This window comes from Delftia sp. PX-1 (assembly GCF_055797465.1).
In genome coordinates this window covers 4,832,250-4,856,551 of sequence record NZ_CP184763.1, presented here as the reverse complement: position 1 = coordinate 4,856,551, position 24,302 = coordinate 4,832,250, and the positions used below count along the sequence as shown (strand labels likewise).

Below are 24,302 nucleotides of genomic sequence, written 5' to 3'. Positions count from 1 at the left end.
CGCCGTGCTGCCATGGGTGGTACTTTAGTTTTTGAAATCGAGCAGATAAACGGCAGAATATGCGCTTGTTTGTTGCAGAAATCGAGCATATCCATGGACCGATTGCTGGCGATGCAGGTGTTTGCCACGGTGGCCGAATGCGGCAGCTTCACGGCGGCGGCCGAGCGGCTGGACCTGTCGCGCGCCATGGCCACGCGCCATGTGGAGTCGCTGGAGCAGTGGCTGGGCGCGCGCCTGCTGCACCGCACCACGCGCCGTGTCTCGCTCACCGATGCCGGTGCGCAGTGCCTGCGCTACAGCCAGCAGATGCTGGCCCTGGCCGATGAGGTGCAAGGCGAGATGCGCGCCGGCGACAGCCAGTTGCGCGGCCTGCTGCGCGTGACCTGCAGCATGTCCTTCGGCCATGCGCAGATGGCGCCGGCCATTGCGCAGTTCATGCGGCTGCACCCGCACCTCAAGATCGACCTGCTGGTGGACGACGGCGCGCTGGACCTGGTGCAGCAGCGCATCGACCTGGCCATACGCATCAGCGCCGATCCGGGCGCCGCACTCATCGGCCGGCCGCTGGCCGTCTGCGAATCGGTGCTGGTGGCCTCGACCGCCTATCTGGATGCGGCTGGCCGGCCGCAGGCACCGGCCCAGCTGCAGGCGCACCGCTGCCTGGGACACATGCGCGTGGGGCGCAATGTCTGGCAATTGACTCGCCGTGACGATGAAAGCGATGAGCAGCAGATCGCCGTCACCACCTGGTTCAACGCCAACGAAGCCACCGTGCTGGCCGCCGCTGCCGTCGAAGGCGCCGGCATTGCCTTGCAGCCAACCTACCTGGTCCAGCCCATGCTGCAAAACGGCCAGCTGGAGCTGGTGCTGCCCGACTGGCGCCCGCAGCCGCTGACCGTGCATGCGCTGTACAGCTCGCGCCGCCATCTGCCGGTGGCCGTGCGGGCGCTGCTGGATTTTCTCGTGCAGCGTTTCGAGGGCGCGCACTGGTAGCAGGGGCGTAAAAAAGCCGCCTTGCGGCGGCTTGTGGGATGAAAGTGTGCGATTTTCTGGCCCATGGCGTCGCGTGCTTGGCGGGCGCGTCCCATGCCAGGGACGCCGAGCAAGGGCCGCCCCGCAGCGAGGGCGTCGTCCCCCTCCCTCGCGAAGCGAGTAGAGAGGCGCCGTGCAACGGGGGGAAGCGGCGTCAGCCGCTCAGGGGGTGTAGGTCATTCCTTGCCGCCCAATTGGGGCAGGGCGGTGCTGGTGCCCAGGGACAGCAGGCCGGCCTTGGCGTAGATGGCCAGCTTGTCGCGGGTGTCCATCAGGTCCAGGTTGCGCATGGTCAGCTGGCCGATGCGGTCGGCGGGGCTGAAGGGCGCGTCCTCGACCTTTTCCATCGACAGGCGCTCGGGCGCGTAGGTCAGGTTGGGCGATTCGGTGTTCAGGATGGAGTAGTCATTGCCGCGGCGCAGCTCCAGCGTCACGGTGCCGGTCACGGCGCGGGCCACCCAGCGCTGGGCGGTTTCGCGCAGCATGATGGCCTGCGGGTCGAACCAGCGGCCCTGGTACAGCAGGCGGCCCAGGCGCAGGCCGTTGATGCGGTACTGCTCGATGGTGTCCTCGTTGTGGATGCCGGTCACCAGGCGCTCGTAGGCGATGTGCAGCAGGGCCATGCCGGGGGCCTCGTAGATGCCGCGGCTCTTGGCTTCGATGATGCGGTTCTCGATCTGGTCGCTCATGCCCAGGCCGTGGCGGCCACCGATGCGGTTGGCTTCCAGGAACAGCTCCACGGGATCGGCGATTTCCTTGCCATTGAGGGCCACGGGGCGGCCTTCTTCGAAGGTCACCGACACTTCCTCGGCCTTGACCTCGACCTCGGGCTTCCAGAACGCCACGCCCATGATGGGGTTGACGATGCGGATGCCGCTGTTCAGGAACTCCAGGTCCTTGGCCTCGTGCGTGGCGCCCAGCATGTTGCTGTCGGTCGAGTAGGCCTTCTCGGCGCTCATCTTGTAGCCGAAGCCTTCCTTGGTCATGAAGGCCGACATCTCGGCGCGGCCGCCCAGCTCGTCGATGAAGGTCTGGTCCAGCCAGGGCTTGTAGATCTTCAGCGCGGGGTTGGTCAGCAGGCCGTAGCGGTAGAAGCGCTCGATGTCGTTGCCCTTGAAGGTCGAGCCGTCACCCCAGATGTTGACGTCGTCTTCCTTCATGGCGGCCACCAGCATGGTGCCGGTCACGGCACGGCCCAGGGGCGTGGTGTTGAAATAGGTGATGCCGCCCGTGGAGATGTGGAAGGCGCCGGCCTGGATGGCGGCAATGCCTTCGCCGGCCAGCTGCGCGCGGCAGTCGATCAGGCGGGCCTGCTCGGCGCCGTACTCCATGGCCTTGCGGGGGATTTCGTCGTAGTCGGCCTCGTCGGGCTGGCCCAGGTTGGCCGTGTAGGCGTAGGGCAGGGCGCCCTTGTTCTTCATCCAGCGCAGGGCGGCGCTGGTGTCCAGGCCGCCCGAGAAGGCGATGCCGACCTTTTGGCCGACGGGGACGTTTTGCAGGATGGTTTCCATACGATGCTTCTCTCAATAACGATGGCGGCTGGCGTGCGGGACGCGGCTGCCGGAAAACACGGAAGGTGCCTGGGCGCCGTCAGGGCGAATGCGTCGGTCTGCCCAGGCGCTCAGGCGCTCTTAGGCGTAGTGGCAGATGTAGTGGTAGGCCTCGGTCACGCGGATGTCGAACTTGGAGTTCGCAGGCACCTGGAAGGACTCGCCGGCCTTGGAGGTCAGCCACTGGTCCGAGCCGTCGAGCTTGTACTCGCAGGAGCCGGCCACGCATTCCATGATCTCGGCGGCGGCCGTGCCGAAGGTCAGCTGGCTGGGCAGCACCACGCCGGCAGACTTCTTCGTGCCATCGGCCAGCGTGAAGCCGTGGCTGATGCATTTGCCGTCGAAATAGACATTGGCCTTGGTGGTCAGGGTGATGCCAGAGATGGTTTCGGTGGTCATGGAAGCTGGGCAGAGGGTGGACTAAACCGCCCATTTTAGGCCAGCACCCGGCCGCTGCCCGTACCTGCTGGCCGCCGCCATGCAAAAAGCCCCTTGTCGGGGCTTTGCATGCGCAGGTCCGTCTCAGCGGCGCCAGCCGTGGCGGTAGCCGCCGCGCCAGCCGTGATAGCTGGGGCGCGAGGCGTAGTACACGCCGGCAGCAAGGGCTGCTCCAATCACCACGGGAGCCACATAGTCACCGGCCGAATACACGGGCTGCACAGGCTGGGGGGCGTAGTAGCCACCGCCGTCGTAGTAGTTGTTCTGGTAGACCACGGGCGGCGGCACGGGTGCGGTGGAGTACGCGGCCTGGGGCGGCTGGTTGGTGCCGTAGTAGCCGTTGCTGCCATAGGCCGCGCTGTTGGCGGCGGGCTGCACGCTCAGCGCGATCCAGTCCCCGGGCGGCGTGGTGGTACGCGTCGTGTAGTTGCGGCCTGCGTACTCGTAGACCACGTCATAGGCCACGGCGCGGTTCTGGTAGTAGGTCTGGGTGGTGCAGTTGCGCACCGTCTGGTACTGGGGCTGGCCCGTGGCCTCGGCCTGGTTGCCCAGCATAGCGCCGCCGATCACGCCGGCCGCCGTGGCGGCCGCGCGTCCGCCGCCATGGCCGATGGCATTGCCGACCACGCCGCCCGCCAGGGCACCCAGAACGGCGCCCGCGCCCGAGGTGCGCTGGCCGGTATAGACGTTTTCATCGCGGCAGACCTGCTGGGGCACGGCCACCTGCTGGGTCACCGGGGTCACCGACAGCACCCGGCCTTGCTCCTGGGCCAGGGCCACGGTGGCGGTCGTGGCCGCCAGCGTCAAAAGAACCAGGGATTTCATGATTGCACTCCTGTTGCGCTGGCGGTATTTCCTGCCAGGCTCCATGCAAGTGTATTCCTCGGGCCTGGAAAGCAGTTTGCGGTCGCGTAAATCCACGTAATAAGCTGTTCCAGGCCTGATGGCAGAGTCAGCGCTTGCCCCCGTGGGCCATCTCTGCCCAGGCGTCGGGCGCAAAACCCACGGTGATGCGTCCCTGCGGCCATTGGACGACCGGGCGCTTGATGACGCTGGGCTGCTGCTGCATGAGGGCTGCGGCACCGGCCGCATCCTGGGCGGCGGCCTGGGTGTCGGCATCGAGCTTGCGCCACGTCGTGCCTTGGCGGTTGAGCAGCTTTTCCCAGCCGACAGCCTGCATCCAGGCGGGCAACTGCTCGGCGGGAACACCCTGCTTCTTGAAGTCGTGGAATTCGTAGGCGATGCCCTGGTCGGTGAGCCAGGCGCGGGCCTTCTTGACGGTGTCGCAGTTGGGAATGCCGTAGAGCGTCACAGTGTTTGCAGTGGTCATGATTGGTTGCAGTTGCCGCAGTCAATGGATGGCGAGGACCCCATAAGGACACTGTCCCTGGGTAACAATAGCGCGCAGTATGCACACCTCATTTCCCACATTGGATGCATGGCTCGCCTATTGCGAGCGCCTGCACCCCAAGAATATTGCGCTGGGCCTGGATCGCGTGCGCGAAGTTGCCCAGCGCCTGGACCTGCGTTTCGACTGCCCCGTGATCACGGTTGCGGGCACCAACGGCAAGGGCTCGACCTGCGCCATGCTGGAGGCCGTGGCGCTGCAATCGGGCTTTCGCCCCGGCGTCTACACATCGCCGCATCTGGTGCATTTCGAGGAACGCTGCCGCGTGGGCGGCGAGATCGTGAAGGCCGCCGAGCTGCTGCCGCAGTTCGAGGCCGTGGAGCAGGCGCGCGTGCAGGGCACGGAAGTGGCGCTCACCTATTTCGAATTCACCACGCTGGCCATCCTGCGGCTGATGAGCCAGTCCAGGCTGGATGTGGCGATTCTCGAGGTGGGCCTGGGCGGGCGGCTGGATGCCACCAATGTGATCGACGCCGATTGCGCCGTCATCACCAGCATCGACATCGACCATGTGGAATTCCTGGGGCCGGACCGCGAGAGCATCGGCCGCGAGAAGGCCGGCATCATGCGCGCCGGCCGGCCTGTGGTGGTCAGCGATCCCATGCCGCCGCAAAGCGTGCTGGACCATGCACAGGCCATTGGCGCCGATCTCTGGCGCCTGGGCCAGGACTTCAATTTCTCGGGCGACAAGCAGCAGTGGGGCTGGGCCGGACGCGGGCGGCGCTATGCCGGTCTGGCCTATCCGGCGCTGCGCGGCGCCAACCAGCTGGTCAATGCATCGGGTGCGCTGGCCGCGCTCGAGGCCATCCGCAGCCGCCTTCCGGTCACGGCCCAGGCCGTGCGCACGGGGCTGGCCATGGTCGAGCTGCCGGGCCGTTTCCAGATCATTCCGGGCCAGCCCACGCTGGTGCTGGACGTGGCGCACAACCCGCATTCGGTGGCGGCGCTGACGGCCAACCTCGATGCCATGGGCTACTTTCCCTGCACGCATGCGGTCTTCGGCGCCATGCACGACAAGGACCTGGCGCCCATGCTGGCCAGGATTGCCCCGTTGATCGACCGCTGGTATCTGACCGACCTGCCCACGCCGCGCGCCGAGAGCGCCGAGGTGCTGCGCCAGAAGATCGAAGCCCTGCCGCCCGCGCCGGGCGTGCCGCGCGAGATCTCGCTGGCCACCTTCGCAAACCCGCAGCTGGCGCTGGATGCCGCGGTTCTTGCAGCAGGTCCCACTGATAGAATCGTGGTCTTTGGCTCGTTCTTCACGGTGGGCGGCGTGCTGCAGGACGGCCCGCCCCGGCTGAACGCCAAGCATCTGGGCACCTGAATCCAGTGATCCGCACCGCAAACGGCCATCGTGGCTGCCTGTGGTGGCCGATCTGAACGAGTCCGCACTCCATGGCATTTTTCAATTTTCGTTGGCCCGGCAAAAAAGACGACGGTGATTCGTCGTCCGCATCGAGGCGGCCCACACGGCTGGGACAGGCGGAAAGCGTCGATGTCATGCGCCGCCGGGCGCGCCACCGCCTCATCGGCGCGGCCGTGCTGGTCCTGGCGGGCGTGGTGGGATTCCCCCTGCTGTTCGACACCCAGCCGCGTCCGATTCCCGTGGACATCCCCATCGAGATTCCCGACCGCGACAAGGTCGCTCCTCTGGTCGTGCCCGGCGCCAATGCCGTGGACGCCCATCCGCACCAGGGCGCCGCATCCCCGGCAGGCCGCGTGCCGGCCCAGGCCTCGCTGGGCGCCGACGAGGAAGAGGTTCCCATGGGCAGGCCTTCCGTGCCCGTGGCGCCGGCCGTCTCGCAGGTGGCTCCGGTCAAGCCGGAAGCAAAGCCCGAAACCCGGCCCGAGGCAAAGCCTGAGCCCAAGCCCGCCGCCAAGCCTGAGACCAAACCCGAGCCCAAGCCGGAACCCAGGCCCAAGCCCGAGCCGGCCAAACCCGAACACAAGCCGGAGCCCAAGCCCGAACCCAAACCCGAGCCGAAGCCAAAGCCCGAACCCAAGCCCGAGCCGTCCAGGAGCGACGACGCCGCGCGTGCCCGGGCCCTGCTGGAAGGTCGCAGCGCGCCGGCGGCGCCGGCGGCTGCTGCGGCGACGGACGAGCGCTTCATCGTGCAGGTCGGCGCCTTCTCCGATGCCGGCAAGGCCCAGGAAATCCGCGCCAAGCTGGAGCTGGCGGGCCTGAAGACTTTCACGCAGGTGGTGGACACCAAGGACGGCAAGCGCACGCGTGTGCGTGTGGGCCCGTTCAACGGCCGTGCCGAAGCCGACAAGGCGGCGGCGCGCGTCAAGGCCCAGGGCCTGCCGGCGTCGGTGCTCAAGCTCTGAGGCGGTGACGTACATCTTGCAAAGCAGCACAGGCGCACAGAGATAGCGTATGTCCACGGTGGACTGGGTTTTGCTGGCCTGCGTGCTGGCATCGATGCTGCTAGGCGCCTGGCGCGGGCTGGTGTATGAGGTGCTGTCGCTGCTCGGCTGGCTGGTGGCCTTTGTCGTGGCCCGCATCTGGGCGGCCGACGTGGCGCTGTGGCTGCCCATGCAGGACTGGGACATGCAGCTGCGCTATGCCGCAGGCTTTGTGCTGTTGTTCGTGCTGGCGCTGTTCGGCTGGGGCCTGGTGTCCTGGCTGTCGCGCCGGCTGATCGAGGCGGTGGGCCTGAGGCCCGTGGACCGCACGCTGGGCGCGCTGTTCGGCGTGCTGCGCGGGGCGCTGCTGGCCCTGGTGGCAACGATGGTGATCAGCTACACGCCGCTGCACCAGGGACAGTGGTGGCAGGATTCAGCCCTGGCGCCGTGGCTGATGCAGGCGCTGGCTGCGGTTTTGCCGCAGCTGCCGCAGGAATGGGGACGCTATCTGCCGGCTGCATGACAAGGCGCTGCAGCGCAGGAGTCGGCTGGCAGAAACAGTTTGGATAGAGAAATCGGGCGCAGGCGTGGCCAATGGGTGGCTGCTACGGCCCAGACAGCGAAGGGCGACCTTCGCAAACGGATGGAACGCAACTATGTGTGGAATCGTTGGTGTAGTCAGCACCGCGCCCGTGAATCAACTGATCTATGACGCCCTGCTGCTGCTGCAGCACCGTGGCCAGGATGCCGCCGGCATCGTGACCCAGCAGGAACGCAAGTTCTTCATGCACAAGGCCAAGGGCATGGTGCGCGACGTGTTCCGCACCCGCAACATGCGCGCCCTGCCGGGCACGGTGGGCCTGGGCCAGGTGCGCTACCCGACGGCCGGCAACGCGACCAGCGAGGAAGAGGCCCAGCCCTTCTACGTGAACGCGCCCTTCGGCATCGTCATGGTGCACAACGGCAACCTCACCAACGCCAAGCAGCTGCGCGAGGAACTGTCGGACACCGACCACCGCCACACCAACACCGAGAGCGACTCCGAAGTCCTGCTCAACGTGCTGGCCCACGAGCTGGCCCGCGCCAGCAGCGGCGCACCGCTCAAGAGCGAAGACGTCTTCCAAGCCGTCAGCGCCGTGCACAAGCGCATCAAGGGCTCGTACGCCGTGATCGCGCTGATTGCGGGCTACGGCCTGCTGGCCTTCCGCGACCCCTTCGGCATCCGTCCCCTGTGCATGGGCCGCAGCGCCGACGGCACGGTGATGCTGGCCAGCGAATCCGTGGCCCTGGAAGGCACGCTGCACCAGCTCGAGCGCGATGTCGCTCCGGGTGAAGCCGTGTTCGTGCACAGCGACGGCCAGGTCGAAACCCGCCAGTGCGCCGAAAAGAGCGAGCTGCACCCCTGCGTGTTCGAGTACGTGTACCTGGCCCGTCCGGACTCGGTGCTCGACGGCATCTCCGTCTACCAGGCGCGCCTGAACATGGGCGAGACGCTGGCCAAGCGCGTGGTCTCCACCGTGCCGCCCAACGAGATCGACGCCATCATCCCGATTCCGGAATCCAGCCGGCCCAGCGCCATGCAGCTGGCCCAGCTGCTGGGCATCCCCTACCGCGAAGGCTTCGTCAAGAACCGCTACGTGGGCCGCACCTTCATCATGCCGGGCCAGGCCTCGCGCAAGAAATCCGTGCGCCAGAAGCTCAACGCCATCGGCAGCGAGTTCAAGGGCCGCAAGGTGCTGCTGGTGGACGACTCCATCGTGCGCGGCACCACCTCCAAGGAAATCGTGCAGATGGCGCGTGACGCCGGCGCCGTCAAGGTCTACCTGGCCTCGGCCGCTCCTCCGGTGCGCCATCCCAACGTCTACGGCATCGACATGCCCACGCGCGCCGAACTGGTGGCGCATGGCCGCACGGTCGAGGAAATCCGCCAGGTCATCGGCGCCGACGCGCTGATCTACCAGGACGTGGCCGCCATGAAGCAGACCGTGGGCAAGATCAATCCGCAGGTGCAGGGCTTCGAGGCCTCGTGCTTCGACGGCGTCTACATCACGGGCGACATCTCCGAGGACGAGGTCACGGCGCTCAACGAGGGTCGTAACCGGGGCGGGGAGGAAGAGGCCAGCGATGCGTCGCGCCTGTCCCTGCCCAATGCCCAGGAAGCCTGAGCGCCAGGGCATTCAGTGACAATGTCGGGCGGGCCTGTGGCCCGCCTTTTTTGACAAATGAGCTAAAAGCGCTGGTGCTGGAGCGTCCAGGGCCGCAAGGCCCTGGAAGCCGCCAGGTGACAAGTGCTTCTAGCTCCTTTTTTCCGGGCACCGCCACCGCTGGCGGGCTGCGCCCGATCCCCAAGGACCATCAACGTGACCAACAAGACACTTCCCGAAGGCCTGCATCCCGATACGCTGGCCCTGCGCGTGGGCGTGGAGCGAAGCCAGTGGGGTGAGCACAGCGAAGCCCTGTACATGACCAGCAGCTTCGTGCAGCCCGACTGTGCAACGGCCGCACGCCGCTTCGCCAATGAAGAGCCCGGCTACACCTACAGCCGCACCTCCAACCCCACGGTCACCAGCTTCGAGCAGCGCCTGGCCGCCATGGAGGGCACGGAATGCGCGGTGGCCACGTCCACGGGCATGTCGGCCATCTTGCTGGTGGCGCTGACCACGCTCAAGGCCGGCGACCATGTGATCTGCTCGCAGTCCATGTTCGGCTCCACCATCAAGCTGCTGGGCGGCGAGATGGCGCGCTTCGGCGTGGAGACCAGCTTTGTCTCGCAGACCGATGTGCAGGCCTGGAGGGCGGCCATCCGTCCCAACACGCGCCTTCTGTTCGCCGAGACGCCGACCAACCCGCTGACCGACCTGTGCGACATCGCCGCGCTGGCCGAGCTGGCGCACGCCCATGGCGCGCTGCTGGCCGTGGACAACAGCTTTGCCTCGCCCGTGCTGCAGCAGCCTGCCAAGTTCGGCGCCGACCTGGTCGTGCACTCCGGCACCAAGCTGCTGGACGGCCAGGGCCGTGTCATGTCGGGCGCCGTCTGCGGCACGACGGCACTGGTGGACAAGGTCATGGGCACCTTCCTGCGCAGCGGCGGCCTGAACCTGGCACCGTTCAACGCCTGGGTGGTGCTCAAGGGGCTGGAGACGCTGTCCCTGCGCGTGAAGGCGCAAAGCGCCTCCGCGCTGGAGCTGGCCACCTGGCTGGAGGCCCATCCCAAGGTCGCCCGCGTCTACTACCCGGGCCTGGCCAGCCACCCGCAGCACGAGCTGGCCATGCGCCAGCAAAACGGCATGGGCGGCGGCGTGCTGTCCTTCGACGTGGTGGGCGAGGGCGCCGAACAGCTGCGCGCCAACGCCTTCCATGTGGCCGACAGCACCCGGGTGTGCTCGATCACGGCCAACCTGGGCGACGTCAAGACCACCATCACCCATCCGGCCAGCACCTCGCATGGCCGCCTGAGCGAAGAGCAGCGCCGTGCCGCCGGCATCGGCCAGGGCCTGCTGCGCATCTCCGTCGGACTGGAATACCTGGGCGACCTCAAGAACGATCTCTCCCGCGGACTGGATACCCTGCAATGACACAAAAAGTACGTACCCGTTTTGCCCCGTCTCCCACGGGCTTCATCCACCTGGGCAACATCCGCTCGGCCCTGTATCCCTGGGCCTTTGCGCGCGCCACGGGCGGCGATTTCATCCTGCGCATCGAGGACACCGACGTGGAGCGCTCCACCCAGGCCTCGGTGGACGTGATCATCGAAGGCATGGCCTGGCTGCAACTGGACCATGACGAAGGTCCGTTCTATCAAATGCAGCGCATGGACCGCTACAAGGAGGTGCTGGCCGGCCTGCAGGCTTCGGGCCATGTCTACCCCTGCTACATGAGCGTGGAAGAACTCGACGCCCTGCGCGAGCGCCAGATGGCCAACAAGGAAAAGCCGCGCTACGACGGCACCTGGCGCCCTGAGGAAGGCAAGGTGCTGCCGCCCGTGCCCGAAGGCGTGCGTCCCGTGCTGCGCTTCAAGACGCCGAAGGGCGGCATCGTGGCCTGGGAAGACAAGTGCAAGGGCCGCATCGAGTTCCAGAACAGCGAGCTGGACGACCTGGTGATCGCGCGCCCCGATGGCACGCCCACCTACAACTTCTGCGTCTGCGTGGACGACATGGACATGGCCATCACCCATGTCATCCGTGGCGACGACCACGTCAACAACACGCCGCGCCAGATCCACATCTTCGAGGCCCTGGGCGCCAGCGTGCCCGTGTTCGCCCATCTGCCCACCGTGCTCAACGAGCAGGGCGAGAAGATGAGCAAGCGCAACGGCGCCAAGGCCGTCACCCAGTACCGCGACGAAGGCTACCTGCCCGACGCCATGGTCAACTACCTGGCCCGCCTGGGCTGGAGCCATGGCGACGACGAAATCTTCAGCCGCGCCCAGTTCCTGGAGTGGTTCAACCTCGACCACCTGGGCCGCAGCGCAGGCCAGTTCGACGAGGCCAAGCTGCGCTGGGTCAACGCCCAGCACCTGAAGGCCCTGGACGATGCGGCCCTGGCAGAGCTGGTGCGCCCCTTCGTGCTCAAGACCGGGCTGGACCAGGCCCTGCTCGACGCAGACGACCGCCTGCCGCGCATCTGCGCCCTGTTCAAGGACCGCTGCGAAACCCTGGTCGATCTGGCCGGCTGGGTGCGCCTGTTCTACGTGGACGCCTTCGACCGCAACGCCGAAGACCTGGCAAAGCACGTGACCGACGCCGTGGCGCCCGCCCTGGACGCCTTCGCCGAAGGCATCGCCTCGGTGGAGTGGAGCAAGGAAGCCATTGCTGCCCTGATCAAGGAAGTGCTCAAGGCCCAGGGCCTGAAGATGCCGCAACTGGCCATGCCGGTGCGCGTGCTGACGCTGGGCACAGCGCACACGCCTTCGGTGGACGCGGTGCTGGAGCTGCTGGGTCGTGAAAAAATTCTGGCGCGTTTGAAAAACCGCTGAAAACCTGTCTATAATTCGAGTCTCTGATGCAAACGCAGCAACTAACAAGAAGCAGCGATTGCAGCATGAAGGGGGTATAGCTCAGCTGGGAGAGCGCTTGCATGGCATGCAAGAGGTCATCGGTTCGATCCCGTTTACCTCCACCAAAATTGAGACTTGAGTTTGTAACGCAAGTTCTAGGATTGACCCTATCGTCTAGAGGCCTAGGACATCACCCTTTCACGGTGAGTACCGGGGTTCGAATCCCCGTAGGGTCGCCAAGTTTGCAGCACTTGGCTCGAAAGAGCGCAAAAGCTGTCTGCCAGGAGTGGTAGTTCAGTTGGTTAGAATACCGGCCTGTCACGCCGGGGGTCGCGGGTTCGAGTCCCGTCCACTCCGCCAAAATTTGTCGCTTGGTATGTAAGCGCCTTTGAAACACGAAGGCGCTTTTTTATCGGCGGATCACAGGCTGTGACCCTATCGTCTAGAGGCCTAGGACATCACCCTTTCACGGTGAGTACCGGGGTTCGAATCCCCGTAGGGTCGCCAAGTTTGCAGCACTTGGCTCGAAAGAGCGCAAAAGCTGTCTGCCAGGAGTGGTAGTTCAGTTGGTTAGAATACCGGCCTGTCACGCCGGGGGTCGCGGGTTCGAGTCCCGTCCACTCCGCCAGTATCGGATTCTTGGGGGTATAGCTCAGCTGGGAGAGCGCTTGCATGGCATGCAAGAGGTCATCGGTTCGATCCCGTTTACCTCCACCAAAAATCGAGACTTGAGTTTGTAACGCAAGTTCTAGGATTGACCCTATCGTCTAGAGGCCTAGGACATCACCCTTTCACGGTGAGTACCGGGGTTCGAATCCCCGTAGGGTCGCCAAGTTTGCAGCACTTGGCTCGCAAGAGCGCAAAAGTTGCCTGCCAGGAGTGGTAGTTCAGTTGGTTAGAATACCGGCCTGTCACGCCGGGGGTCGCGGGTTCGAGTCCCGTCCACTCCGCCAGATTCCTTGTGCAGACCCTCGTGTTTGCGCAGACAAGAAGCCACCGCAAGGTGGCTTTTTTGTTTCTGGTTGTTGCAGTTTTCGGTGTGACTTCTTCACATGGAAAGCCTTTGTGCACAAAACACGATCTATTGCCCAGATTTTTTAAGGGCAAACCCGGAACTTTCCCTCAACATTCGTAACAATAGACGGTGTCCTGTTTGCAGGGCGTCCATCTTTCACCGACTCGTCTGCCCCGCTCCATGCGCCTTGCGCCATCGTTTGTCTTTTCGTTGCTGATGCTGCTGTCCATCTTCTGCGGGCAGGTGGCAGCTTCGGCATCTTCCGATGGGTTGGAAGGCGATGGCCTGCTGGCGCACCATCCCGTCGTGACCATCGATGAGGAATTCCTCGAGGAACTCGCGGAAGTGGAGGAAGACGACGAGACCGAGTTTGCCGAGCTGACGGCACACAGCGGCAACAAGCGCCAGCTGCTGGCCCTGCTGGCCTGCGGCGAGGACCGTTCCGCCGAGATGTACTGGCCGCCCGAGCCCATCGCCGTGCAGGTGGTGTCGCTGTGGGCCCCGCCTTCGACCTATTCCCAGGCGCACCTGTCGCCCGCCCCGGGCCAGTTGCTGCGCCCTCCAAGACCTTCCCTGCTCGGCTGACCGCATATTGCGGCGCAGGCATGCCTTGTGCCCCTTGCGCCCCTTGTCGGCTGACGCATCCCACTGCCTGATCACTGCTCGTGCGCGCCTTGCTGGCGTGCACGCCATGCCGTCGTCCGCGCGCTGACTGCGCACGGCGCGGCCATGCCCGTTCCCGCGTGGTCCGCAGGGAAGGGCCCATCTTTTACTCAACCCCTCGACTGTCGCTTTGCGGCAGATGCATGCCATGGTGAATCCAACGGTATTGGCGGGAATGGCCCCCGCCCGTTTTCCATCCTGTTCGCGCAAGGTCCTGCAAGGCGCGATCTGCAGCCTGCTGGTGGGCTGGGGTGCTGGCGCTTCGGCGCAGGCCCACCCCCCTGGCAAGCCCCAGGCGTCCCAGGCGCCCCTGACGCAGGCGGCTCCGGCCGCCGCCGAGGCCGCCGAGGCCGCGGCGTCCCGTACGCCGATCGTGCCGAAGGCCGGTTCGGCCGCAGAGGCGCCTTCGGTGGCTTCGGCCGCCGCACAGCGCCTGCCCCAGCTGAGCCTGAACGAGGTCGTTCGCGCCGTGCTGGACCACAACCCCGATCTGCGCGCTGTCGAGCAGTCCCGGACCACGGCGCGCGCAGGCGTGGTCAGCGCCTCGGCGCTGCCCAATCCCAAGCTCGAATGGAACCAGGGCCGCAACAGCGCCCGCGTTCCGGGCGCGGCAGCCGGCACGGTGCAGGGCTGGGCCGTGGCCTTGCCCATCGAGAACCCCGCCGTGCGAGGTGCGCGCGTGGAGGCCGCGAGGGCAGGCGAGCAGGGCTCGGTGCACTTCGTTGCGACCACGCGCAATGCGCTGGTGGCCCAGGTGCGGCTGCGCGCCTACGAGATGGTGCTGCGCGAGGCGGAGGTCGAGGCCGCCAAGGAGGCGGTGCGCCTTCTGGAGCAGGCCCATGAGCGCGTCCGCGTCCGCGTGGACAGCGGCGAGGCGGCCCGCTACGAAATCATCAAGGCCGATGCCGAAATCATCCAGGCGCGCCAGCAGGAGCAGACTGCGCGGCTGCGTGCCGAGCAGGCGCAGCTGGCGCTGGGCCGCCTGGCCGCAGGCCAGCTGCCCGTGCGCTTCCGCCTGGATGTGTCGCTGGAGGATCCGCTGCGCATCGAGGACATGGGCGAGATCGATCCCATGGAGCATCCCGAACTGCGCCAGCTCAAGGCAGAGGTCGAGCGTGCCCAGGCGCGGCTTGACGGTGCCAAGGCCTCGCGCTGGCCGGGCGTGGAGCTGCGCTACGGCCAGACGCGCGAGCCCGACGTGCGCCTGAACACGGTGGGCGTGAGCATCCAGATCCCCTTGCTCGACCAGCACCGCGGCCCCATCGACGAGGCGGCCTCCGAGCTGGAGCGCGCGCGTCTGCAGCTGGAAGGCCGGCAGATCGAGCTGCGCCAGCAGACGCTGCAGGCCTGGAAGGAACTGGAGATGGCGCGACTGCGCACCCAGGCACTGAGCCAGGGTTCGGTGCGCGAGGCCGAGTCGGCCCTGCGCGTGGCCGAGGCCGCCTACCGCTTCGGCGAGCGCGGCATTCTCGATGTGCTCGATGCGCAGCGCGTGCTGCGCTCCATCCGTGCAGACCTGCTCGACGCGCGCTACCAGCTGCAGGCGGCGCGCATACAGCTCGAATACCTGGCGGGCCGCTACGACGATCCGTCCGCGCTGTGAAGCGCGCCGTCCCTGCCTCACACCCGAAATCAGAAACGAACATGTCCTTGAATATGCATCCGCAACCCATCGCCGCCCGCGCAGGCAGCAGCACCTTGGTGAACTCCCTGGCCCTGGCCGGCCTGCTGGCCGCAACGCTGGCGCTGAGCGCCTGCGGCAAGAACGAAGAGGCCGAAGCCAAGGCGGCGCCCGCAGCGGCCGCTGCGCAGGAGCAGGACCCGATGGAGGTCCGCGTCACCGCCGAGATGGCGCCCAACTTCGCCGTCAAGCCCGTGGCGCAGGCGCAGATCGCGCTGCTGCAGGAGGTGTCCGGCCGCATCGAGGCCAATGAGCGCCAGGTCACCCGCATTGGCGCGGCCGCCACGGGACGCGTGACCGAAGTGCTGGTCGAAGTGGGCGACCGCGTGCGCGCGGGCCAGGTGCTGGCCCGCGTGGCCAGCCCCGAGCTGACCACCGCCCAGCTGGCCTATCTGCGTGCACACTCCGCCGCCACGCTGGCCGAGCGCGGCGTGGAGCGCGCGCGCCAGCTGATAGCCGCCGACGTCATCGGCTCGGCCGAGCTGCAGCGCCGCGAGTCCGAGCTGTCGATTGCGCGCGCCGAGCAGCGCGCTGCCGGCGACCAGTTGCGCCTGATCGGCATTCCCGACAGCGCCATCGCCCAGCTGCGCGACAAGGGCACGCTGCAGTCGCATGCGGCCGTGCTGTCCACAGGGGCCGGCGTGGTGATCGAGCGCAAGGTCAGCTCCGGCCAGGTGACCCAGCCCGGCGATCCGCTGTTCACCGTGGCCGACCTGAGCAGCGTCTGGGTGGTGGGCGCGATCCCCGAGCAGATGGCCAGCGGCGTGCGTGCCGGCCAGGCCGTGGAGATCGCCGTGCCCGCCCTGGGCGAGCGCGTGCTGTCCGGCCAAATCGTGCATGTGGGCGACACCGTGACGCCCGAGACCCGCACCGTCACCATCCGCACCCAGGTGGACAACCCCGAGCGCGACCTCAAGCCCCAGATGCTGGCCACCATGCGCATCCAGGGCGAGGTGCGCCAGCTGCTGGCCGTGCCGGCCGAGGCCGTGGTGCGCGAGAACGACCGCGACCATGTCTTCGTCAAGAAGGGCGAGAACCACTACCGCCTCACGCCCGTCGAGCTGGGCACCGCCAGCGGCGGCATGCGCCCCGTGAACAAGGGCGTGGCCGATGGCACGGTCATCGTCACCACGGGTGCCTTCCACCTGAACAACGAGCGCAAGCGCGCAGAGCTGGAGTAAGCCCATGATCGCTTCCATGATCCGGGCCGCACTGAGCCAGCGGCTCATCGTGATCGTGCTCTCGCTGGTGCTGTGCGGCTTCGGCCTGCGCGCCGCCATGAATCTGTCGGTGGATGCCTTTCCTGACGTGACCAACGTCCAGGTCCAGGTGGCCACCGAGGCGCCAGGCCGTTCGCCCGAGGAAATCGAGCGCTTCGTGACCGTGCCGCTGGAAATCGCCATGACCGGCATGCCGGGCCTGGTGGAGATGCGCTCGCTCAACAAGAGCGGCCTGTCCATCATCACCCTGGTCTTCACCGATGCCACCGACGTGTACTTTGCACGCCAGCTCGTCACCGAGCGGCTGATGGAGGTCACGCCGCGCATGCCCGCAGGCATCATCCCCGTGCTGGGGCCGGTGTCCACGGGCCTGGGCGAGGTCTACCAGTACACGCTGGACCATCCCGACGACGGCAAGCGGGCCCTCACGCCCGAGGAGCTGACCGAGCGCCGCACCATCCAGGACTGGGTGGCGCGCCCGCTGCTGCGCTCCATTCCCGGCGTGGCCGAAATCAACTCGCAGGGCGGCTACGTCAAGCAGTACCAGGTGGAGGTCGATCCCGGCCGGCTGCGCCACTACGGCCTGTCCGTGCGCCATGTGGTCCAGGCCATCGCCGACAACAACGCCAATGCCAGCGGCGGCATCCTGCCCCAGGTCACCGAGCAGTACCTGATCCGCGCCGTGGGCCTGGTCCAGTCGCTGGATGACATCGGCAACATCGTTCTCAAGCAGGAAGGCGGCGTGCCGGTCTTCGTGCGCGATGTGGCCGAAGTCCAGCTGGGCCAGGAAGTGCGCCAGGGCGCCATCATCAAGGGCGGCTATACCGAAGGCGTCTCCGGCATCGTGCTGATGATGCGCGGCGGCAATGCCAAGGAGGTGGTCACCCGCGTGAAGGAGCGCGTGCAGGAGATCAACTCCAAGGGCATGCTCCCCGGCGGCCTGCAGATCGTTCCCTACTACGACCGTACCGATCTGGTCGACTCGGCGCTGTGGACCGTGGGCAAGGTGCTGATCGAGGGCATCCTGCTCGTGGTCGTGGTGCTCTTCATCTTCCTGGGTGACGTGCGCTCCAGCCTGATCGTGGTGGCCACGCTGATCATCACGCCGCTGACCACCTTCATCATGATGAACCGCTGGGGCATCTCGGCCAACCTCATGTCGCTGGGGGGGCTGGCGATCGCCATCGGCCTCATGGTCGATGCCACCGTGGTGGTGGTGGAGAACGTGTTCCACAAGCTCGGCCAGGCCGGCGACAGCATGGGCGCACGCGTGCGCACCGTGCTGTCGGCCACCACCGAGGTGGCCACGCCCACCATCTTCGGCATCGCCATCATCATCCTGGTGTTCCTGCCGCTGATGACGCTGCAAGGCATCGAAGGCAAGATGTTCGGCCCGCTGGCGCTGACCATCGCGATCTCGCTGGCCGTCTCGCTGGCCGTGTCGCTGTTCCTGTCGCCCGTGCTGTGCTCGTACTTCCTCAAGGGCGGCGCGGACCATGACACGCGCCTGATCGCCTTCCTCAAGCGCCACTACCTGCGCCTGCTGGACCTGGCCACCGCGCGCAACCGCGCCACGCTGGCCGTGGCCGTGGCGCTGCTGCTGGGCTCGCTGGGCCTGTTCCCGCTGCTGGGCAAGTCCTTCATGCCCACCATGAAGGAGGGGGCGCTGACGCCGCAGATCAACCGCGTGCCCAGCATCTCGCTGGACGAGTCCATCCGCATGGAAATGGCGGCGATGAAGTCCGTGGCCGAAGTGCCCGGCGTGCTCAGCGTGGTCTCCAAGCTCGGACGCGGCGAATCGCCGGCCGATCCCGCAGGCCCCAACGAGTCCGACCCCATCGTGCTGCTGGACCCCGAGTCCGACCGCACCCAGGACGAGATCGACGAAGACATCCGCCAGCGCCTGTCCTCGATCCCGGGCGTGCAGATCGTGCTGTCCCAGCCGATCTCCGAGCGCGTGGACGAAATGGTCACGGGCGTGCGCTCGCAACTGGCCATCAAGGTCTTCGGCGACGAGCTGAGCGAGCTGCGCGACGTGTCCGAGCAGGTCGCACGCATCCTCAAGAGCGTGCCGGGCAGCACGGACATCCGCGTCGAGCGCCTGTCAGGCCAGCAGGCGCTGACCGTGGATATCGACCGCAAGGCGATCGCCCGCCACGGCCTGAACGTCACCGACGTGCAGGGCGTGATCGAGTCGGCCATCGGCGGCAAGGAAGTGACCACGGTCTACGAGGGCGAGCGCCGCTACAACGTGGTGGTTCGCTTCCCCGAGCCGTTCCGCGGCTCGCCCGCCGCCATCGGCGCCACCTTGCTGACCACGGCCACGGGCGCCCAGGTGCCGCTGAGCAGCGTGGCCCGCATCGAGCTGGTGGACGGCCCCGCGCAGATCAGCCGCGAAGGCGGCAAGCGCCGCGTGGTGGTGGGAGCCAACGTGGAAGGGCGCGACCTGGGCGGCTTCGTGACCGAAGTGCAGCAGCGCATCGACAGTGAAGTGCAGTTGCCCGATGGCTATTACTTCAAGTACGGTGGCCAGTTCGAGAACATGGAGCGCGCCATGGGCACGCTGCAGATCATCGTGCCGCTGACCATCGTGGCCATCTTCTTCCTGCTGTTCCTGCTGTTCAACTCGGTCAAGCTGGCCGGGCTGATCATCCTGGTGCTGCCCTTCGCCTCCATCGGGGGACTGATAGGCCTGTTCGTCACGGGCGAATACGTGAGCGTGCCGGCATCGGTGGGCTTCATCGCGCTGTGGGGCATTGCGGTGCTCAACGGCGTGGTGCTGGTCTCCTGCATCCGCAAGCTGCGCGAAGATGGCATGAACGTGGCCGAGGCCGTGCGCGAAGGCTGCGTGCAGCGCTTCCGCCCCGTGATGATGACGGCCACCGTCGCGCTGCTGGGCCTGGTGCCCTTCCTGTTCGCCACCGGCCCCGGCTCGGAGGTGCAACGCCCGCTGGCCATCGTGGTGATCGGTGGCCTGATCTCGTCCACCCTGCTCACGCTGGTGGTGTTGCCGACCCTGTACCGCTGGTTTGACGAAAAACCGCTGGAAGCCTGATGAAGGAGACACTGCAATGACCATGAAGGAAATCCGGGCCATCGTGCGCCCCAGCCGCCTGGAGCGCCTGCGCGACGCGCTGCGCGCCATTCCCAACTTCCCCGGCGTGACGCTGTTCCGTGCCGAGGGCTTCACGGCCCCGGCCGCCATCGACAAGCGCAGCGTGAAGGAGGAGTTGACCGACTTTTCCGACAAGATCATGGTCTGCGTGCTGGCCGAGGCATCCATGGTCGAGCCCATCCGCGCGGCCATCACCTCGGCCTGTCACTCGGGCCAGGTCGGCGACGGCCTGGTCTGGGTGGTGGACATCGCCGAGATCCACCGCATACGCGACGGGCAAAGCCTGGCCTGACCCGGGCTGCAGCAGGGCGCCGGAATGCAGGACGACATAAAAAAGTCATGCATTCCGGAATTGCCCCAAAAACGCTGTGCTACAATTTTTGAATCGCAGCAACGAAGCAGTGCAACGTTGCAGCAAGGGGGTATAGCTCAGCTGGGAGAGCGCTTGCATGGCATGCAAGAGGTCATCGGTTCGATCCCGTTTACCTCCACCAAAAATTGAGACTTGAGTATTTACGCAAGTTCTAGGATTGACCCTATCGTCTAGAGGCCTAGGACATCACCCTTTCACGGTGAGTACCGGGGTTCGAATCCCCGTAGGGTCGCCAAGTTTGCAGCACTTGGCTCGCAAGAGCGCAAAAGCTGTCTGCCAGGAGTGGTAGTTCAGTTGGTTAGAATACCGGCCTGTCACGCCGGGGGTCGCGGGTTCGAGTCCCGTCCACTCCGCCAGATTCCTTGTGCAAACCGCCGCGTTTGCGCAGACAAGAAGCCACCGCAAGGTGGCTTTTTTTCGTCTGCAGTTTCGCTGCGCGCCGCGTCTCGATGGGGCCTGCCCAGTGCGATGGCAGGGGCCTGCGCTGCAGGCAGTTCCTGCTTCCATCCCGATGTATCGGGCATCACCAGTCCGTCATGATCCAGGCCCATCATCCACGGCGAGGGAAAGCCATGGTGATGCGATGCGCCATAGGCGATGCCTGCCGATTTTCCACAGCCGATAGCCGTGTCTCCGTTTGCACTGGCGGGACGTCTTCCAGGCAGGTGTGAGCAGCCATTCCAGGCCCGGTCCTGTCGCCGGAACTGGTAATGCTTCTCATTTCAATGTTGGAAAACGTCAAAGGAGCGCCACTGCATGCCATGGTCCCGGTTCAAGTTTCAGCACGTCTGCAAGGCTGCACAGCCCTTGCCGATCCTGTTGCAGGACGCATGGATCCGGCGAGGGCGGCCGCCGCCCTGAGGCCGTCATGAGGCCGATCTAGGCCCGATCTAGGCCTGCCTCCCAAGTCACGCCGATGCGCATCGGCGCGCACTGATGCCCTGCGGTCAGCGGTTGTGCCGCCGCTTGCCGCCTGTGCCGAGGCCCGCTCCGCCCTATTGCACGGGCGGCACGCCGGCCGTCCATCGACCTGCGGTCGACATTTCCCCTTGATGTTCTTGCCTAGCTTGCGAGAGGAACTGCATCGTGTCCTTGAATCACACACATTCTTCGCTGGAAGAGGTCTTCATTGCTTCGCGTGGACAGTTGGTGAGGGTCGCGCGAAGAATTCTCAGGAATCCCGAACTGGCCGACGAGGCCGTGCAGGACACCTATCTGCGCGTTGCCGAAATGCGCAGCGATGCCGAGATCGCCAGGCCCGCCGCCTACTGGACGCGCGCCGTCTGCAACATGGCGCTGGACTACCTGCGCCGCCAGGAGCGCGAGAACACCTACCGCACCCACGGCGTGGATGTGGAGACGCTGGAGATACCGGACGGCCGCTCGCCCGAGCGCCTTTTGTTCGAGTCCCAGGCCATACGCCTGATCGATCAGGCCCTGGACGAGGTGCCGCCCAAGACACGGGAGACCTTCGAGCTGTACCGCATCAAGGGCCTCACGCAGCGCCAGATCGCCGAGCACATGGAGTGCGCGCTGGGCCTGGTGAACGCCAGGATTGCCGACGCCTGCAAGGCCATCCATGTCCACCGCTCGCTGCTGGACCACCATTGAACGGTGCAGCCCGGCGCACGACCCGGAACCGGCGCGCACGCGGCGTGAACAGTTTCGGGTTCGGAACGTCATGTTCAACAGAGGCGCAGTACCGGGTCGCCGCGATCCCGTACTGGCCTCACCGATGTTCAACCGCATTAAGGACGCCTGCATGTCTACAAGCTGCTTCGACCGCGAAGACGAAACCTTCATCGTTCTGGTCAACCACGAGGAACAGTATTCCATCTGGCCGCACTGGAAGGCCGTGCCCGGCGGCTGGACCGCCGTGGAGGGCGTGAAGGGCGACAAGAAAACCGTGCTCGACTACGTGGACGCCACCTGGACCGACATGCGGCCCAAGTCGCTGCGCGTGTGGATGCAGCAGCAGGAACAGGCGGGTGCCGGCGCCGCGCTGCACAAGGCCGATACCGATACCGAAACCGCAGCGGGCTGACGCGCATGCACGCGCCGCTGACCCTGCTGTGCCTGCCGTGCGCAGGCGCCAGCGCCACCATGTACCTGCGCTGGCGCAGGCTGCTGCCCCACTGGATCCGCATTGCGCCCGTGGAGCTGCCGGGGCGGGGCAGCCGGCTGGGCGAGCCTGCGGTCGAGGACTTCGGGCAGCTGGTCTCGCTGCTGTGCGCCGAGCAGCGCCAGGCCATGCGCGGCCGCTTTGCGCTGCTGGGCCACAGCATGGGCGCGCTGCTGGCCTTCGGCATGGCGCGGCAGTTGCGCGAGCAGGGCAGGGAGCTGCCGCTGGCCCTGGTTGCCTCGGGCAGCCCGGCACCGGCCTGCCGTGATCCCGAGCGCTTTGCGGGCAAGGGCGACGATGCGGCGCTGATTGCCGATCTGCGCAGGCAGGGCGGCACGCCCGAAGAGGTGTTTGCCAGCCCCGAGCTCATGCGCATCACGCTGGATGTGCTGGGGTCCGACTACCGCGTCTGCGAGAGCTTCGGCCATGTGCCCGCTGCGGGCCTGCCGCTGCCGGTGCACGTCTTTGCGGGGCGGCAGGACGACATCGAGGCGCCCCGCGTCCAGGCCTGGTCGCAGGAGGCCGCCGGGGCCTTCACGCTGGACTGGTTCGAGGGCGGGCATTTCTTCATCAGGCAGCGCGAAGGCGATGTGCTGGCCGTGCTGGCGCAGCGCCTGGCCGGGTCCCAGTCACTCCAGGGGGAAATCCATGCAGCTCGTGTCCGTGCGTGAGGCCATGAGCCAGGGCATCGAGGTCTTCAGGCTGGACCTGGACCTGTCGGCCGAACTGAGCGACAGCCTGCCGCACCTGACCCCCGAGGAGCGCGGTCGCGCCGCGCGCTTCGTGCGGGCCGCCGACCGGCTGCGCTTCGCACAGACGCGCGCTGCCACGCGGCGGCTGCTGGGGCGCAGGCTGGGCTGCTGCCCGGCCGATGTGCCCCTGGCCATCGGCACGCACGGCAAGCCCTTCGTGGATGACGAGCCGCACAGGGCGCCTGTGTTCAACGTCTCGCATTCGGGCGGCCATGCGCTGATCGCGCTGGCCGATCCCGGTGGCGTGCTGCACCTGGGCGTGGACATCGAGCAGCACAAGCCCGACCTCGATGCCGAGGTCATGCTCGACGCCGTCTGCACCGACCAGGAACGCGCCAGCGTGCGCCGTGCGCCTGATCGGCTGGCGGCCTTCTACCAGCGCTGGGTGGGCAAGGAGGCCGTGCTCAAGGCCATCGGCATTGGCGTGGCCGAGCACCTGCGCTCCATCGGCATCAGCCCGGGAGGGGACGGACGGCTGGCCATCGCCTGCGCGGTCCCCGACTGGAATGGTTTTCAAGCGATGGCGCTGCCAGCGCCGCCGGGCTACGCGGCAGCTCTTGCGTGGCGCACCAAGGAATCGACATGAACGAAACCCTCCAGCGCTTCGAGCGCAAGGCCCCCGCGGGCTCGCTGCTTCCCCAGCTCATCACGCCCGCCCAGCCGGGCCAGGACCTGCTGGCCGCGCTGCCGCCGCTGCGTCGCGACATCGACGAGGCGCTGCTGACCACGGGCGGCGTGCTGCTGCGCGGCTTTGGCGTGCCCGATGTGGAGACCTTCCAGCGCTTCGCCTCGGCCTTCGGCCACCCGCTGCTCAAGTACGAATTCGCCTCCACGCCGCGCAGCGCGGTCGAGGCCTCCAGCGGCGCGGGCGTCTACACCTCCACCGAGTACCCGGCCCACCAGAGCATTCCGCTGCACAACGAGCAGGCCTACACGCGCGAGTGGCCCATGAAGATCTGGTTCCACTGCGTCACCGCATCGCCCGAGGGCGGCGAGACGCCGATTGCCGACAGCCGTGCGGTCTACCGCCGCATTCCGGCGCGCATCCGCGAGCTGTTCGAGCCCGGAATTCTGTACGTGCGCAACTTCGGCGAGATGGACGTGCCCTGGCAGAAGGTCTTCAACACCGAAAGCCGCGCCGAGGTCGAGGCCTTCTGCCGCCATGCGCGCATGGACTGGGAGTGGAAGGAGGACGACGGCCTGCGCACGCGCCAGCTGTGCCAGGCCATGGAAAGCCACCCCGTCACGGGCGAGATGGTCTGGTTCAACCAGGCCCACCTGTTCCACATCTCGGCGCGCGAGCCCGAGGAGCGCGAGGTGCTGGAGGAGGTCTACGGCATCGAGAACCTGCCGCGCAACACCTTCTTCGCCGACGGCTCCACCATTGGCGACGACATCTTCGCCGAGGTGCGCGCCGCGCTGGACGCCGAGACCGTCAGCTTCCCCTGGGAGCAGGGCGACGTGCTGATGCTGGACAACATGCTCGTGGCCCATGCCCGCTCGCCCTTCAAGGGGCCGCGCAAGGTCATCGTCGCCATGGCCGAGCCGCGCAGCAATCTGGACCGTTTCTGAGAACCCGGGAGGCAGC

The 24,302-nt window shown here is 66.7% G+C and carries 21 protein-coding genes and 11 tRNA genes; 28 read left to right on the top strand and 4 right to left on the bottom strand.

Annotated elements, in window-relative coordinates:
* Positions 1–93 precede the first annotated feature (93 nt).
* Entirely contained in the window at positions 94–993 is a 900-nt protein-coding gene (locus ACN20X_RS22290) for a LysR family transcriptional regulator (RefSeq protein ID WP_016449251.1), read from the top strand.
* Positions 994–1,208: 215 nt separating this feature from the next.
* Here the strand turns inward: ACN20X_RS22290 and argG are convergent, their stop codons facing one another.
* From argG to ACN20X_RS22270, 4 genes are all read right to left on the bottom strand, one after another.
* The gene (gene argG / locus ACN20X_RS22285; RefSeq protein WP_016449252.1) at positions 1,209–2,543 is read right to left on the bottom strand and encodes an argininosuccinate synthase; all 1,335 of its coding nucleotides are present in this window, start codon (positions 2,541–2,543) and stop codon (positions 1,209–1,211) included.
* 120 nt (positions 2,544–2,663) lie between these two features.
* Entirely contained in the window at positions 2,664–2,981 is a 318-nt protein-coding gene (gene ppnP / locus ACN20X_RS22280) for a pyrimidine/purine nucleoside phosphorylase (protein WP_012206574.1), read from the bottom strand.
* Between the two features lie 123 nt (positions 2,982–3,104).
* Complete coding sequence (locus ACN20X_RS22275) at positions 3,105–3,845, bottom strand: glycine zipper 2TM domain-containing protein (protein WP_016449254.1); 741 nt, start codon at positions 3,843–3,845, stop codon at positions 3,105–3,107.
* 127 nt (positions 3,846–3,972) lie between these two features.
* Entirely contained in the window at positions 3,973–4,350 is a 378-nt protein-coding gene (locus tag ACN20X_RS22270; protein ID WP_016449255.1) for an ArsC family reductase, read from the bottom strand.
* A 79-nt stretch (positions 4,351–4,429) separates the two neighbouring features.
* Here ACN20X_RS22270 and folC point away from each other — a divergent pair, with 79 nt between their 5' ends.
* From folC to ACN20X_RS22135, 27 genes are all read left to right on the top strand, one after another.
* Positions 4,430–5,752: a bifunctional tetrahydrofolate synthase/dihydrofolate synthase gene (gene folC, locus ACN20X_RS22265; RefSeq protein WP_016449256.1), complete on the top strand. Its 1,323-nt coding sequence runs from the start codon at positions 4,430–4,432 to the stop codon at positions 5,750–5,752.
* Between the two features lie 71 nt (positions 5,753–5,823).
* On the top strand, positions 5,824–6,756 hold the full coding sequence (locus tag ACN20X_RS22260; protein WP_473209930.1) for an SPOR domain-containing protein: 933 nt from the start codon (positions 5,824–5,826) through the stop codon (positions 6,754–6,756).
* Between the two features lie 49 nt (positions 6,757–6,805).
* Positions 6,806–7,297 (top strand): CvpA family protein, encoded by a 492-nt coding sequence (locus ACN20X_RS22255; protein WP_016451425.1) that lies wholly within the window; start codon positions 6,806–6,808, stop codon positions 7,295–7,297.
* A gap of 133 nt (positions 7,298–7,430) precedes the next feature.
* Positions 7,431–8,939 carry an amidophosphoribosyltransferase gene (purF, locus tag ACN20X_RS22250; RefSeq protein ID WP_016449259.1) on the top strand — a complete coding sequence of 503 codons (1,509 nt, stop codon included), beginning with the start codon at positions 7,431–7,433 and terminating at the stop codon, positions 8,937–8,939.
* A gap of 195 nt (positions 8,940–9,134) precedes the next feature.
* Positions 9,135–10,349: an O-succinylhomoserine sulfhydrylase gene (locus tag ACN20X_RS22245; protein WP_288897659.1), complete on the top strand. Its 1,215-nt coding sequence runs from the start codon at positions 9,135–9,137 to the stop codon at positions 10,347–10,349.
* Entirely contained in the window at positions 10,346–11,752 is a 1,407-nt protein-coding gene (gene gltX, locus ACN20X_RS22240; RefSeq protein WP_043790118.1) for a glutamate--tRNA ligase, read from the top strand. Before ACN20X_RS22245 ends, gltX begins: the two co-directional genes overlap by 4 nt.
* A gap of 70 nt (positions 11,753–11,822) precedes the next feature.
* A tRNA-Ala gene (locus ACN20X_RS22235) sits at positions 11,823–11,898 on the top strand.
* Between the two features lie 38 nt (positions 11,899–11,936).
* Positions 11,937–12,012 (top strand) — tRNA-Glu (locus tag ACN20X_RS22230).
* 44 nt (positions 12,013–12,056) lie between these two features.
* Positions 12,057–12,133: transfer RNA gene (locus ACN20X_RS22225), tRNA-Asp, on the top strand.
* Between the two features lie 71 nt (positions 12,134–12,204).
* A tRNA-Glu gene (locus ACN20X_RS22220) sits at positions 12,205–12,280 on the top strand.
* A gap of 44 nt (positions 12,281–12,324) precedes the next feature.
* Positions 12,325–12,401: transfer RNA gene (locus tag ACN20X_RS22215), tRNA-Asp, on the top strand.
* A 13-nt stretch (positions 12,402–12,414) separates the two neighbouring features.
* Positions 12,415–12,490: transfer RNA gene (locus ACN20X_RS22210), tRNA-Ala, on the top strand.
* Between the two features lie 39 nt (positions 12,491–12,529).
* Positions 12,530–12,605, top strand: a tRNA-Glu gene (locus ACN20X_RS22205).
* Positions 12,606–12,649: 44 nt separating this feature from the next.
* Positions 12,650–12,726, top strand: a tRNA-Asp gene (locus ACN20X_RS22200).
* A 278-nt stretch (positions 12,727–13,004) separates the two neighbouring features.
* Complete coding sequence (locus ACN20X_RS22195; RefSeq protein WP_017407525.1) at positions 13,005–13,373, top strand: hypothetical protein; 369 nt, start codon at positions 13,005–13,007, stop codon at positions 13,371–13,373.
* A 226-nt stretch (positions 13,374–13,599) separates the two neighbouring features.
* The gene (locus ACN20X_RS22190; protein WP_016451428.1) at positions 13,600–15,054 is read left to right on the top strand and encodes a TolC family protein; all 1,455 of its coding nucleotides are present in this window, start codon (positions 13,600–13,602) and stop codon (positions 15,052–15,054) included.
* 41 nt (positions 15,055–15,095) lie between these two features.
* The gene (locus ACN20X_RS22185) at positions 15,096–16,313 is read left to right on the top strand and encodes an efflux RND transporter periplasmic adaptor subunit (RefSeq protein WP_016450795.1); all 1,218 of its coding nucleotides are present in this window, start codon (positions 15,096–15,098) and stop codon (positions 16,311–16,313) included.
* Between the two features lie 4 nt (positions 16,314–16,317).
* A complete protein-coding gene (locus tag ACN20X_RS22180) occupies positions 16,318–19,407 on the top strand; it encodes an efflux RND transporter permease subunit (protein ID WP_016450796.1) in 3,090 nt (1,029 codons plus the stop codon).
* Positions 19,408–19,423: 16 nt separating this feature from the next.
* The gene (locus tag ACN20X_RS22175) at positions 19,424–19,759 is read left to right on the top strand and encodes a P-II family nitrogen regulator (RefSeq protein WP_016450797.1); all 336 of its coding nucleotides are present in this window, start codon (positions 19,424–19,426) and stop codon (positions 19,757–19,759) included.
* Positions 19,760–19,885: 126 nt separating this feature from the next.
* Positions 19,886–19,961, top strand: a tRNA-Ala gene (locus ACN20X_RS22170).
* Positions 19,962–19,999: 38 nt separating this feature from the next.
* Positions 20,000–20,075: transfer RNA gene (locus tag ACN20X_RS22165), tRNA-Glu, on the top strand.
* Between the two features lie 44 nt (positions 20,076–20,119).
* A tRNA-Asp gene (locus ACN20X_RS22160) sits at positions 20,120–20,196 on the top strand.
* Between the two features lie 730 nt (positions 20,197–20,926).
* Complete coding sequence (locus ACN20X_RS22155) at positions 20,927–21,451, top strand: sigma-70 family RNA polymerase sigma factor (protein WP_016451429.1); 525 nt, start codon at positions 20,927–20,929, stop codon at positions 21,449–21,451.
* A gap of 151 nt (positions 21,452–21,602) precedes the next feature.
* Positions 21,603–21,884, top strand: coding sequence for an MbtH family protein (locus tag ACN20X_RS22150; protein ID WP_034363732.1), 282 nt, complete (start codon positions 21,603–21,605; stop codon positions 21,882–21,884).
* A gap of 5 nt (positions 21,885–21,889) precedes the next feature.
* Positions 21,890–22,633, top strand: a complete 744-nt coding sequence (locus tag ACN20X_RS22145; protein WP_034363656.1) for a thioesterase II family protein — start codon at positions 21,890–21,892, stop codon at positions 22,631–22,633.
* Complete coding sequence (locus tag ACN20X_RS22140) at positions 22,611–23,300, top strand: 4'-phosphopantetheinyl transferase family protein (RefSeq protein ID WP_016450665.1); 690 nt, start codon at positions 22,611–22,613, stop codon at positions 23,298–23,300. The genes ACN20X_RS22145 and ACN20X_RS22140 overlap by 23 nt, the downstream gene beginning before the upstream one ends.
* Positions 23,297–24,286, top strand: a complete 990-nt coding sequence (locus ACN20X_RS22135) for a TauD/TfdA family dioxygenase (RefSeq protein WP_016450666.1) — start codon at positions 23,297–23,299, stop codon at positions 24,284–24,286. Before ACN20X_RS22140 ends, ACN20X_RS22135 begins: the two co-directional genes overlap by 4 nt.
* Positions 24,287–24,302: the final 16 nt, after the last annotated feature.

What these genes read in the sequence shown, in the direction of transcription:
- ACN20X_RS22150 (WP_034363732.1), top strand. Translation starts at nt 21,603, where the DNA reads ATGTCTACAAGCTGCTTCGACCGCGAAGACGAAACCTTCATCGTTCTG.
- folC (WP_016449256.1), top strand. Translation starts at nt 4,430, where the DNA reads ATGCACACCTCATTTCCCACATTGGATGCATGGCTCGCCTATTGCGAG.
- gltX (WP_043790118.1), top strand. Translation starts at nt 10,346, where the DNA reads ATGACACAAAAAGTACGTACCCGTTTTGCCCCGTCTCCCACGGGCTTC.
- ACN20X_RS22260 (WP_473209930.1), top strand. Translation starts at nt 5,824, where the DNA reads ATGGCATTTTTCAATTTTCGTTGGCCCGGCAAAAAAGACGACGGTGAT.
- ACN20X_RS22195 (WP_017407525.1), top strand. Translation starts at nt 13,005, where the DNA reads ATGCTGCTGTCCATCTTCTGCGGGCAGGTGGCAGCTTCGGCATCTTCC.
- ACN20X_RS22270 (WP_016449255.1), bottom strand. Translation starts at nt 4,350, where the DNA reads ATGACCACTGCAAACACTGTGACGCTCTACGGCATTCCCAACTGCGAC.
- purF (WP_016449259.1), top strand. Translation starts at nt 7,431, where the DNA reads ATGTGTGGAATCGTTGGTGTAGTCAGCACCGCGCCCGTGAATCAACTG.
- ACN20X_RS22175 (WP_016450797.1), top strand. Translation starts at nt 19,424, where the DNA reads ATGACCATGAAGGAAATCCGGGCCATCGTGCGCCCCAGCCGCCTGGAG.
- ACN20X_RS22180 (WP_016450796.1), top strand. Translation starts at nt 16,318, where the DNA reads ATGATCGCTTCCATGATCCGGGCCGCACTGAGCCAGCGGCTCATCGTG.
- ACN20X_RS22135 (WP_016450666.1), top strand. Translation starts at nt 23,297, where the DNA reads ATGAACGAAACCCTCCAGCGCTTCGAGCGCAAGGCCCCCGCGGGCTCG.
- ACN20X_RS22190 (WP_016451428.1), top strand. Translation starts at nt 13,600, where the DNA reads ATGGTGAATCCAACGGTATTGGCGGGAATGGCCCCCGCCCGTTTTCCA.
- ACN20X_RS22255 (WP_016451425.1), top strand. Translation starts at nt 6,806, where the DNA reads ATGTCCACGGTGGACTGGGTTTTGCTGGCCTGCGTGCTGGCATCGATG.
- ACN20X_RS22185 (WP_016450795.1), top strand. Translation starts at nt 15,096, where the DNA reads ATGTCCTTGAATATGCATCCGCAACCCATCGCCGCCCGCGCAGGCAGC.
- ACN20X_RS22145 (WP_034363656.1), top strand. Translation starts at nt 21,890, where the DNA reads ATGCACGCGCCGCTGACCCTGCTGTGCCTGCCGTGCGCAGGCGCCAGC.
- ppnP (WP_012206574.1), bottom strand. Translation starts at nt 2,981, where the DNA reads ATGACCACCGAAACCATCTCTGGCATCACCCTGACCACCAAGGCCAAT.
- ACN20X_RS22290 (WP_016449251.1), top strand. Translation starts at nt 94, where the DNA reads ATGGACCGATTGCTGGCGATGCAGGTGTTTGCCACGGTGGCCGAATGC.
- argG (WP_016449252.1), bottom strand. Translation starts at nt 2,543, where the DNA reads ATGGAAACCATCCTGCAAAACGTCCCCGTCGGCCAAAAGGTCGGCATC.
- ACN20X_RS22140 (WP_016450665.1), top strand. Translation starts at nt 22,611, where the DNA reads ATGCAGCTCGTGTCCGTGCGTGAGGCCATGAGCCAGGGCATCGAGGTC.
- ACN20X_RS22275 (WP_016449254.1), bottom strand. Translation starts at nt 3,845, where the DNA reads ATGAAATCCCTGGTTCTTTTGACGCTGGCGGCCACGACCGCCACCGTG.